Below are 12,184 nucleotides of genomic sequence, written 5' to 3'. Positions count from 1 at the left end.
GAGTGAGCATGAATGAACTTTGGATTGTACTAAGTAGTTACCCTACTGGTATCTATAGCATTTTTCTTGGCATTATGATGGTGCTGTGGATTTTTACTATTTTAGGCGCAGTGGATATTGATGTGTTATCAGTAGACATTGATTTAGAAGTAGACACAGATATACCTGGCTTTGCAGGATTGTTACACACACTAGGCTTATCGGGTGTCCCATTTACAATTGTATTGACCTTATTAATATTTATTGCGTGGGTATTTACTTATGTGGCCTCTAATTATATTGCTCCATTCATCCCTACGTCATTTTTACAATTTATATTCAGCACTGCAGTTTTGATCGGTAGTTTTTTTGTAGCAATCCCAATTACTGCAAAATTAATTCAACCATTAAAAAAGCTATCCGCTGAAAATCGCGCAAAAACCAATATTGATTTTTTAGGCTATGAATGTCGAGTTACTTCGCAAAGTGTTGATGAAGAATTTGGTCAAGGTGTGATTGCAAACTCAGGGGATGACATTATCGTCAGAATTCGTGCAAAGGTAACTAACGAATTCAAAAAAGGCGATATCGTTCGACCTATTAGTTATGAAGAAAAAGATAATTCGTACCAAGTGATTAGCAATAAAGAATTTGAAAATAATCTATAAAAAACTTAAAACTAGGAACCATACAATGGGATTTATACTCTCTGTGTTTGCCATAATTGCGGCGTGTATATTTGGAATCTGGTTCCTATACGCAAGTTTTTATAAAAAAGTCGATTCTGGTACTGCCATGGTCATCAATTTAACAGGTACTCAGTCAGATGTGGAATTTACAGGACGTATAGTGCTTCCTATTATTCACCATAAAGAAGTCATGGATATATCCTTAAAAACCATAGAGATTGATCGTCGTGGAAAAGACGGCTTGATTTGTTTAGATAATATTCGTGCTGATATTAAAGTGGCATTTTTTGTACGTGTTAACAATACAAAACAAGACGTATTAAAAGTGGCGAAAACGATAGGTTGTACGCGCACTTTCGAACAAGAAACCATAGAAAATTTATTTTGTGTGAGATTTTCAGAAGCACTTAAAACAGCAAGTCATCGTTTAAACTTTATCGAGTTATTTCAAACACCCGATAAATTTCGTAACGATATTTACCAGACAATTGGATCTAATTTAAATGGCTATGTCTTAGAAGATATTGCTATTGATTACCTAGTGAAAACACCAATTGAAAATTTAAAAAAAGTCAACATTTTAGAAGTGCAAGATGTTGGAAAATCACCAGTATAGAAGGAACGAACACAATTTAAATCAAACTTAAACGACTATTTTAAACGACTACTTTACACTAAAACTTAAACTCAACTAACCCCAACTAAAAATAAACTTTAAACCAGGAGCCATTCAATGGAATTTATACTATTAGCCTCAGCCATATTTGCGGCATTTATATTTGGAATATTCTTCCTATACGCAAGTTTTTATAAAAAAGTCGATCAAGGTAATGCCATGATCGTCAACACAACTCGATCAGAGCCGGACGTTACCTTTACAGGTCGCTTAGTGGTACCTGTGATTCACCGTAAAGAAATCATGAATATTTCATTAAAAACCATTGAGATTGATCGTCGCGGTAAAGACGGTTTGATTTGTATGGATAATATTCGTGCTGATATTAAAGTGGCATTTTTTGTACGTGTAAATAAAACAAAAGAGGACGTGTTACGAGTAGCGCAGGCTATTGGTTGTGAGCGTGCTTCCGAACAAGAAACCATGGAAGATTTATTCAGTGCTAAGTTTTCTGAAGCATTAAAAACAGTCGGTAAGCGATTAGATTTTATTGATTTATACCAAGAGCGCGATAAATTTCGTGACGATATTATTCGTGTCATTGGTCAAGATTTAAACGGTTATGTGCTAGAAGATGCTGCGATTGATTACTTAGAACAAACCCCAATTGAAAGTTTAGATCGCGATAATATACTTGATGCACAGGGTATTCGTAAAATCACACGTTTAACGGCCATTGAACATATTGAAACCAATGAGCATCAACGCGAAGAAGAAATGAAAATTAAAAAGAAAGACGTTGAAACTCGCGAAACGATTTTAGAGTTAGAGCGCCAAGAAAAAGACGCCGAAGCGAAACAACATCGTGAAGTGCAATCGGTGATTGCGCGCGAAGAATCTCAAACTAAAAAAATTCAACAAGAAGAATTATTAAAGTCGGAAAACGCACGAATTGAAACTGAAGAAAAAATTCTAATCGCAGAAGAAAACAAAAAACGCGAAGTGGATGTGGCCAGCTTAAATCGTGAACGCATTGTGTTAACAGAAGGCGAGCAAGTTAAACGTGCGCAAGAATTAGAAATGGTTCAACGTGAACGCGCTGTTGAATTAGAGCGAATTGAAAAAGAAAAAGCATTAGAAGTTGAAAAGAAAAACATTGCCGATGTAATTCGTGAACGTGTCATTGTTGAAAAAACAGTAGCCGTTGAAGAAGAAGAAATCGAAAAAGTACGTTTAGTGTCTTTAGCACAACGCGAAAAAGAAGCACGTATTATTGAAGCAGAAGCTGAGGCCCAAGAGTCTTTAGTTAAAGAAATTAAATCAGCCGAAGCAAACGAGATTAAAGCCGTACACAAAGCAAAAGAAGAAGTGTTATTGGCTGAAGGTCATTTAAAAGCCGCTGAAAAAGAAGCACAGGCAAAACAAAATGAAGCAATGGGTATTGAAGCTATTAATGCCGCACCTGGTTTAGCAGAAGCGAAAGTAAAAGAAGCACAAGCAGACGCCGATGAAAAAGCAGGCTTAGCAGATGCTAGAGTATTACAAGAGCGTTTATTAGCACAAGCAGCCGGTGATGAGAAAATTGGTATTGCCGCTGCTAAAGTGAAAGAAGCCGATGCACACGCAGTTAAATTAATGGGCGAAGCAGAAGCTAGAAACATTGCAGATAAATTTGGCGCAGAAGCAGAAGGTCTAGAGAAGAAATTCTTAGCCATGAAACAAATGGACAAAGATACTCGCTCTCATGAAGAGTTCCGTATGAACTTAGATTTAACTCATGAACAAACAATGGAACGTATTAAGTCTAATGTAGATATTGCACACGACCAAGCTCAGGTATTAGGGACTGCATTACGTGATGCAAACATTGATATTGTTGGCGGTAACGGCGATTACTTCGAGAAATTTGTTAACGCATTAGCCGTTGGTAAATCCATTGATGGCGTTGCAGACAAATCTAAAATTGTCACCAAAGCAATTGAAGGCCACATGAGTGGCGATGAAAGCTTTGTAGGGGATTTAAAAGATATCGTAGCAGGCTTAAGTGCAGGCAGCGGTAACTTGCAAAACCTAACGGTTAGCGCATTTTTAGGACACGTAGTAAAAAGCGGCACCATTGAGCAACAGGCATTAGTTAAAAAATTAATGACATCAATGACTGACGAAGATTAATTTTATTGCCACTACTTATAACGTCATTCTCGATTTTTTTATCGGGAATGACGATTATTTTAAGTAATTAAAAACAAAAAATTAACCACCCTGCTCTGACAAAAATCAGAGCAATTTAATCAAAGAAATAACGAGGGATTTTTCGTGGTCGCTGTCAATTCAGAACAAAATACGGATGTCGAAAAAGCAGTCACTGAAGGTGGCGCTTACGATTTAATTAAAAAACGATTACAAGATCAAGCCGCGCAACTAGACTCAATGTCCAAATCTTTAAACACATTACGTTTAGAAGAGTTTGGTGAAACATCACTTGAAGTGATTGGGCGAGTACGTGTACGCACTGAAAACAATTGTGAAGCCCGCGACATTGTACAGGTAAACGATACGTTACTTTTTGGTTACAATGTATTTATTGGATTAAAATCACAAGTCACCATTGCTGATGTATTTGGTCTTTATCAATTAAAACAAACAGACGGATTTGAAGTTGAACCTGTAAATATTGCAGGTTCATTTTTAGATGACTCAACATTTAAAAAAGATTTTGAAGAATTATACAGCTATTACAAAAGTGCTAAATTATTAAAGTTATTAAATACAGGTAAACACCTATTAGCGTTTTTCCAAATTGGTAAAACCACAAGCGACTTACGCGTATTTCGTTGGTTACTGAATAACGAAAGCATTACTTATATTGATGATCGCGGCGAACGTGATTATAAACAACCAGACACACACGACTTTGAATGGACTCAAACCACTCGTGACAATCACATAACGGGCAATCATTCCCACGTCAGTATTTTAGACGAGTTATACATAGAAACCATTAATGGCGATTTAACCATTAAGGTCGATAACAATACTGAAGACGGATTAGGCATTTACCAAGAAGATGTGGACGACAAAAACCAATCTTTAGCCGATGCTAATATTCAATATGCAAAACTTGGCACAATCATCGTTTTAAAAGTATTACCTTATCGAGAATCCAATTACCGTTATTTTGTGTTTAATACATTAAATAACCAAGTAAATCGAATTGATGCAATAGGACATGCATGTATTCAATTACCTGAAGACCACGGTATTATATTTCCAGGTGGTTATTATTTACAAAGCGGCGAAACCAAATCATTTGGTAGCAATGCCGACGGCATGAGTTTTGAGTCTTGTAAAAAATCCCCTAACGGCGAAGATTTTTTATATACGTTTTATCGTGAAGACGAAGGCGAAGTGGGTTTATTTAACTACAATTTAATTCGCAAAGAAATTTCAACGCCATTATTTGGACATGGATTTTGTTTATTTGATAACGGCCAAGGTATTTTGTTTTCAACTGAAAGCAGCGAGCCGTCACGTAATCACCCAATGCAAATTTGGCAAACGCCGTTTTCAAGTGACGAATATAATTTCTCACAACCTGATAACGATTCAGTATTAGGTAAAATTGGCAATGCAGAATTAGTTCGTGCTATTTCAGACATGTATTCTATTGTTAAAATGTCCAGAGACGAACAAGTCAGTTCTTTGATTTATGAAAATTTAATTCAATTATGCGAGTCAATATTTGACACCTATTACTGGATTGAAAACGAAGCACTACCGCCACTTTATAAAAAAATAAAAGAAATACAAGGCACGTCAGAGTTAGTATTAGACGAGTTTGAAAAAGTTGAGACCATTCGTAATAAAGCAAACGAAGCGATTGTTTCAGCTAAAACAAAACTTGAATCGTTACTTGTTAAAATTAGAGGATTTAATTGGAATAAACCTTCGGATTTTGTCACAGCATTAGATCAGTTAAGTACCTTTAAAGGACACTTAATCACAATCAAAGAATTACGTTATATTGATGTGAATCAAATAAACAGCTTTGATAAAAAACTAGACACACAACAAAATGACATTTCAAAAAAAGCAGTGCGTTTTTTAAGTCAAGACAATGCATTTGATCAATATACAACTCGTTTAGCAGAGTTTTCTGCTGAATTAAAATCCATTGAAACCGTTGTGCAATTACAACCGGTATTAGATGAATTAGACGAAATGACCAAAGGGTTAGATTTATTAACCTCAACCTTAAGCTCATTAAAAGTAGACGATGCGACCGTTCGCACCGCTATTTTAGAATCGATTTCTGAAGTGTACGGCAAGTTAAACCAAAGCAAAGCGTTGGCTAAACAACATCTAAAAACATTAGGTTCTGCCGAAACCATTTCTGAGTTTTCAGCGCAATTTACGTTGTTTTCACAATCTATTGCCAATGCTCAAACGCTAGCTACCACACCGCAAAATTGTGATGAGCAATTAACTCGATTACTTGCACAGTTAGAAGAGTTAGAAACACGCTTTAGTGAATACGATGAATTTTTGTCTGACATTTTGTCAAAACGCGAACAGGTTTATGAAACCTTTGAAGCGTTAAAACAATCGTTGCTAGATGAACAACAGCGTAAAATTCATAATTTGTCTAATGCCGCTGAACGTATTGTTGAGTCGGTACAACGTCGAAGCACCAAGTTCAATTCTCAAGACGAAATCAACACGTTTTTTGCCTCTGACTCGATGGTATCTAAGTGTCGCAGTCTTTGTGAACAATTACGGGACTTAGGCGACAGTGTTCGAGCAGACGATATCGACAGTAAACTTAAGTTTGCCAAAGATCAGTCTGTGCGTAGCCAACGTGACAAACAAGATATTTTTGAAGATGGTGGCAACATCATCAAATTAGGCAAACATCGTTTTAGTGTCAACACACAAAATGTGGATTTAACGATTATTCCTAAAAATGATGAAATGACCTTACACTTAACAGGCACTGATTATTTTGATCCGGTTACTGACGAGTCGTTAATTGAATTACAATCGTTTTGGGATCAGTCTTATGTGTCTGAAACCAAAGAAGTGTATCGTGCTGAATATTTAGCGTATACAATTTTGAATGCGGCCGAACTACAGCAGAATGATTTAAATTTAAATAAATTATTTGATGCCGATGAAGCCACACTTTTAAAAATCGTTAAACAATTTAGCGCCACACGCTACCAAGAAGGTTACGAAAAAGGCATTCACGATTATGATGCATCTAAAATATTATTTGCACTATTAGCCATTCGTAAAGATTGTGGGTTATTACGTTACCCGCCTAAACCTCGTGCATTGGCTATTATTTTTTGGCATCACTTTGCAAAACAAACAGAGTCTGTGGATTTTTTATGGCCAGTACGTGCACAAAGCGCCGAGTTATTATCTAAAACATTTAGCAGTAACCAAGCCTACATAAAAATTCGCGAAGAAATTCTCACGAATTTACACGCTTATTTTTCAGACTATGAATTAGATATTAACGATCAAGACTTACAGTTAACTGCTGATTATTTGTCTTATGAATTATCCAAACCTGACTTAATATTTAGCTGTAGCCAAAATGCACAATCACTGGTTAATGATTTAGAAGCGCACTTAAAACGCATCAAACATTTAGATGTATACCAAAAAACATTAGGTGAATTATCAAGTTCACTTGATAAGCAGTGGGCGTTATTAGCAACTTGGTTAACCGCGTTTATTGATTCAACGGAACAAAACAGCTTAAAAAGATTTATCCCCGAAGCCATTGCGATAATTATTTGCAGAGCACAGTTAAGTTTTAAAGCTGACTCAATTAATTTACAGCAACAAGTATCAGGTTTAATGGGCGAGCATAAATTAATCAAGGAGCAATCCATTGATTTGTCTCTTGACGAATTTACTCAACGCTTAAATCATCATACAAATATTACCGCGCCTAACTATCAAAACTTTTTGCAGTTACGTCAAAATGTCATTGAGCATGAACGTAAAGCATTACGCTTAGAAGACTTTAAAGCACGCCCGCTAAGCTCATTTGTGCGTAACAAATTAATTAACGATGTGTACTTACCGATTATTGGCGATAACTTAGCCAAACAAATGGGCACAGTCGGCGAGAACAAACGCACCGATTTAATGGGTTTATTATTACTGATTTCTCCTCCGGGTTACGGTAAAACCACATTAATGGAATACGTAGCCAGCAGAATGGGTTTGATTTTTATGAAAATCAACTGCCCATCGTTAGGTCACGATGTGATGTCACTTGACCCTGCACAAGCACCCAATGCCACCGCCAGACAAGAAGTAGAAAAAATCAATTTAGGTTTAGAGATGGGTAACAATGTCATGCTGTATTTAGATGACATTCAACATACGCATCCTGAATTTTTACAAAAATTTATTTCTTTATGTGATGGCTCACGTCGTATCGACGGTGTATGGAAAGGTAAAAGTAAAACATACGATTTACGCGGTAAAAAATTCTGTGTGATTATGGCAGGCAACCCTTATACAGAATCGGGTGAGTCATTTAAAATTCCTGACATGCTGGCTAACCGTGCCGACATTTATAACTTAGGTGATGTATTAAGTGGACGCGAAAAACAATTCTCAATGAGTTACATCGAAAACTGTTTAACCGCCAACTCAATATTAGCACCATTAGCCACGCGTAATTTAGAAGACGTATACAAGTTTATGCGTATGGCTGAAGGTGAAAATATAGCCACCACTGAATTAGAACACGGATATAGTTCAGCAGAAGTAAAAGAAATTTTAGACGTGCTTAAAAAATTATATAAAGTGCAAGAAGTGGTACTAAAAGTCAATCAGCAATATATTATTTCAGCCGCTCAAGATGACAAATATAGAATAGAGCCTTCGTTTAAATTACAAGGCAGTTATCGAAACATGAGTAAAATGGCCGAGAAAATAAGCGGCATTATGAATGAGAAAGAATTAAACGACTTGATTCGAGATCATTATGTAGGTGAAGCACAAACCCTAACCACAGGCGCTGAAGAAAACTTATTAAAGTTAGGCGAGCTTAATAATAGTTTGACTGATGACGAAAAAATTCGTTGGAAGCAAATCAAACAAGATTATGCACGCATTCAAAGTATGGGTGGCGACGAAGCTGACTCAGCCACCAAACTTGCTAACCAAGTGGCTAAAATTAACGATGGCTTAATTAATATTAATCAATCAATGTTAATTGAAAAACCAAATAATTTATTGCCCATCACTCAAGAGCTTAAACACTTAACACAATTATTAAGCGCAGCAAGCATGCACGTAGAAGTAATCAATCAACCCGTACCTGGAATGGACAAAGTTTTAAATTCTATGGGCGATGCGATTACCACGTCTTTATTACCAGTGGTTAGTGCCATGAAGCATAAGTTAGATATGGACCATGATATTTGGGAACGTGTTAAACATTTAGGAGAACAGATCTCTAGTTTAGAAAAAAGTTTAACGAGCAAGACAAAGGCGGATGCTTTTTTCTTGGGGGAGAAAAAACCTAAAAAACCTGACTAGTTAGTTTTTTGAAAAAAAACTCCACTCTTGCCTACAGTCATGTAGGCAAGTTCATTTCTTACTTTAAAAACAATCCTACCTTCACGGAACTTTATCCACTATCTAGCACCCTAGTTAATTCATCACATTAACAATTCCTTGAACTATTCAAATTTAAAAAATACGGATTTACACAATGAAAAAACTAAGCCTATTAATATACATTGCTCTACTAACAAGCTGTAAAGGTGCTGTCTATATTGAGTTTTTAACAGAGAAGCCTGAGTCTGTTACTTATATTGATAACGAAACAGGAGAAACGAAACTGATTGAATTTTATGACAATATTTTAAAATTACCTTTAAAAAAATATGGTCACTTCGATTTAGATTTTAAATATAAGGATGATCGATTCTTATTGGGATATTGTCATTTTTCGCATTCTGGTAATAATTATATGACATTAAAAAAACACAAAACCGGTATTAGACAAGAAAATTATCTAATTTTATCAGAAGTGGATTATAAAAAATTATATCCAGAGGGATTAAATAAAAACGATGAGTCTTTTGATTATGGTTCTGTAGACTTTAATAATATATTTAGTGAGTCTCACCCTAAAATGCCTTATAAGGTTAAATCATCATCACCTCCTCAAAGCTCACTTAAGTCAAATGAACTCTATATTATGGGATTTTGTTTAAAAGATGAGTCTACATTTTCAGGATATGCAGAGAGTTATTCATTTTATGAAGAATTAAACCACAAATTTCCGTTCGCGCGAAAATAATCAAGTGACAACAATATACATAACTAGGATTACTAGTTTCAATTTTTCAATTAAATATTCTAAAAAGTATCCGAGTTTAATTGAATATTAATCCTGCGATAAAAAGCAATTAAAACTCAAATGTAATATTATCCACATTCAAATATCTAATCATGATTAAACAAAGAATCAATCCAGACTTATGAATAAATCAGCACAACCAAAATCACCATCATTTAAAACCAAACTATTAAAAGTGATGAAACACTTTCTGATCTTTGCATTGGTTTTTTTCTCAATTGCCTTCGCTTTAGATTATTGGCGTGGCCAAACTTTACCTACTGCTAATATTCCGCAAAGTGAATATATTGATATTGAAGGCAACTCAATTGATTTAACTTTGCTGTCAAAAGACCAATTAGTGGTTGTGTATTTTTGGGCCACTTGGTGCACTCCTTGTAAAGTCACCACCTTGTCTATGAAACAGTTAGTCAAAACCTATCCGGTTGTTTCGATTGCTATGGCGTCCGGTGAAAACTCGGAGTTGGTTGGACATTTTGGCGAGCAATCCAACATTAAAACCATTAATGATGACGACCAGATCATCTCTAAATTATGGGGTGTGCAGGTGACACCGACAATTTTGTTTATTAAAAATGGTCAAGTTTTGGGTCATACGACAGGCATTAGCGGGTTGCCGAGCTTACTGGTACGCACAGCGATTTATGATCGTGAGTGATTTTCCATGTGGACTGTCCTTTAGGGCAACCCACAAAGCAGCCTAATCTTCATATCCTCCAGTTACGATAAGTCACTATACGCCCAGCGCTCACACTGCTAAAATACGCGCCTTTTTATTTGGGGCTATAATTTGTTGAAATTCCCCCCATTTATCACTCTATTCACTTATTCTTAGGTCGTTATGATCCCCTCAAAAGTCGAAGTTAGAGCCCGCGTTGCATTAAAAGTGGGCAAACAAAGCCATGTTGATGCGCAAATCGTGAGTTTTACCGGATTTGAATCACATGAAGAACATGTTGCTTTAATTTTTAAGCAAGCCGATTCTGCGCAAGATTGCCCGTTAGTGCGCATTCACTCTGAATGTTTAACAGGTGATGTTTTTCATTCTTCACGTTGCGATTGTGGTGAACAGTTAGATGAAGCCATTGATGCAATGGCGCAATCTGGCGGAATTATTTTATATTTGCGCCAAGAAGGTCGTGGCATTGGTTTATATAACAAAATTGATGCGTATGTATTACAAAGCCAAGGCTTAAACACTTTCGAGGCCAATAAAAAACTAGGCTTTGAAGAAGATCAGCGTGAATTTCAATGTGCTATTGATATGCTAAGCGCATTAAATGTCAGCAAAATTGATTTGATGACCAACAATCCTAAAAAAGCAGCAATCTTTGCAAATAGCCCGATTACCTTAAACCAGATTCGCCAGACGCATGTGCATTTAAAACACGATAACGAATCGTACTTAAAAGCCAAAACCGATTCTGGCCACAAAATGAATTGGTAAAATGCGCACCATAAATTATCAAGATCACAGTATTGAATTTAGTGACGACAAAACAGCTTTAGAAGCCATTGAAAGCCAAGGGCTAAACATTCAAAGTCGTTGCCGCCAAGGTAATTGCCATGCCTGTGTTTTACAATGCGATGAGTTTGATTTTAATCACCAGCGATCTGATTCAAATGCACAAGCTAATGTCAGCGCGCCTGATAATTCCATCTATGGATTAGATGCCAAACAGGTTTCAATGGGATTATTTTTAAGCTGCCAATGCAAAGGCTCTGATTTTTCAAAAGATACAAACCTTACCATGCGAGCGGCAAAAGTAAATGTAAACAGCGCAAGCGTCATTGAGAAAAAATCCTTAAATGATCGTGTGTTTAGTATTAAATTTACCTGCAACATAACATGGCAAGCTGGCCAATTTATTAATATTCATTCACCACTTGGTGAGCGCAGTTATTCCATTGCAAGCATTCAAGATGAAGGTGTCATTGAATTGCATATTAGTAAAAAACTAAATGGTAAAGTCAGCAATTATTTATTTGAAAACGCAAAAGTCGGCAGTAAATTTGCCATATCAAATGCCAACGGCGATTGCTTTTATCATCCGTTTATTTACGACAAGCCATTAATATTAATTGGGACAGGCACAGGATTAGCGCCTTTAGTGGGCATTTTAAAACAGGCCATAAAAAACAAACACGAACAAGACATGCATTTGTATATTGCTCAAGGTGAACCTGAGTTTCATTATTATCAAAAACAACTTAACCGCCTTGCTAAAAAACACGACAATTTAAAACTAAATTACATTTGCAGACGCAACAGCCTAAATATTGAGTTAGACAACACCATGCGTGTCGGCGAATTAGAAGACATCATCAAACAAGACCACTTAAGTTTAAAACCATTTGGCGCGTTTATTTGTGGTGCGCCTGACATGGTGCGCAACATGCAAATTCAATGCATATTAAGTCAAATGGATCGCAGCAATATTCGTGTTGATAGTTTTGAAGACCTACCCTATGAATCAGATATTCAAGTTTAAAAGAGCAATC

General features: G+C 36.1%; 8 protein-coding genes. All 8 read left to right on the top strand.

Going from position 1 to position 12,184, the window contains the following annotated elements; translation table 11 throughout:
* Positions 1-8 precede the first annotated feature (8 nt).
* Complete coding sequence (locus tag TYM08_RS01865; RefSeq protein ID WP_422381279.1) at positions 9-647, top strand: hypothetical protein; 639 nt, start codon at positions 9-11, stop codon at positions 645-647.
* A gap of 25 nt (positions 648-672) precedes the next feature.
* Positions 673-1,284 (top strand): SPFH domain-containing protein, encoded by a 612-nt coding sequence (locus tag TYM08_RS01860; RefSeq protein ID WP_422381278.1) that lies wholly within the window; start codon positions 673-675, stop codon positions 1,282-1,284.
* A 117-nt stretch (positions 1,285-1,401) separates the two neighbouring features.
* Positions 1,402-3,456 carry a hypothetical protein gene (locus TYM08_RS01855; protein WP_422381277.1) on the top strand — a complete coding sequence of 685 codons (2,055 nt, stop codon included), beginning with the start codon at positions 1,402-1,404 and terminating at the stop codon, positions 3,454-3,456.
* 144 nt (positions 3,457-3,600) lie between these two features.
* On the top strand, positions 3,601-8,853 hold the full coding sequence (locus TYM08_RS01850; RefSeq protein WP_422381276.1) for a DNA repair ATPase: 5,253 nt from the start codon (positions 3,601-3,603) through the stop codon (positions 8,851-8,853).
* A gap of 175 nt (positions 8,854-9,028) precedes the next feature.
* The gene (locus TYM08_RS01845) at positions 9,029-9,622 is read left to right on the top strand and encodes a hypothetical protein (RefSeq protein WP_422381275.1); all 594 of its coding nucleotides are present in this window, start codon (positions 9,029-9,031) and stop codon (positions 9,620-9,622) included.
* A gap of 181 nt (positions 9,623-9,803) precedes the next feature.
* Positions 9,804-10,340, top strand: a complete 537-nt coding sequence (locus TYM08_RS01840; protein WP_422381274.1) for a thioredoxin domain-containing protein — start codon at positions 9,804-9,806, stop codon at positions 10,338-10,340.
* Between the two features lie 183 nt (positions 10,341-10,523).
* Positions 10,524-11,129, top strand: coding sequence for a GTP cyclohydrolase II RibA (gene ribA / locus TYM08_RS01835; protein WP_422381273.1), 606 nt, complete (start codon positions 10,524-10,526; stop codon positions 11,127-11,129).
* A 1-nt stretch (position 11,130) separates the two neighbouring features.
* A complete protein-coding gene (locus tag TYM08_RS01830; protein WP_422381272.1) occupies positions 11,131-12,174 on the top strand; it encodes an FAD-binding oxidoreductase in 1,044 nt (347 codons plus the stop codon).
* Positions 12,175-12,184 lie beyond the last annotated feature (10 nt).

Origin of the sequence: Marinicellulosiphila megalodicopiae, from assembly GCF_045862395.1 — a bacterium.
Classification (GTDB): domain Bacteria; phylum Pseudomonadota; class Gammaproteobacteria; order Pseudomonadales; family Natronospirillaceae; genus Marinicellulosiphila; species Marinicellulosiphila megalodicopiae.
The sequence above is the reverse complement of the archived record's forward strand: the minus strand, read 5'-3'. Positions and strand labels throughout refer to the sequence as shown.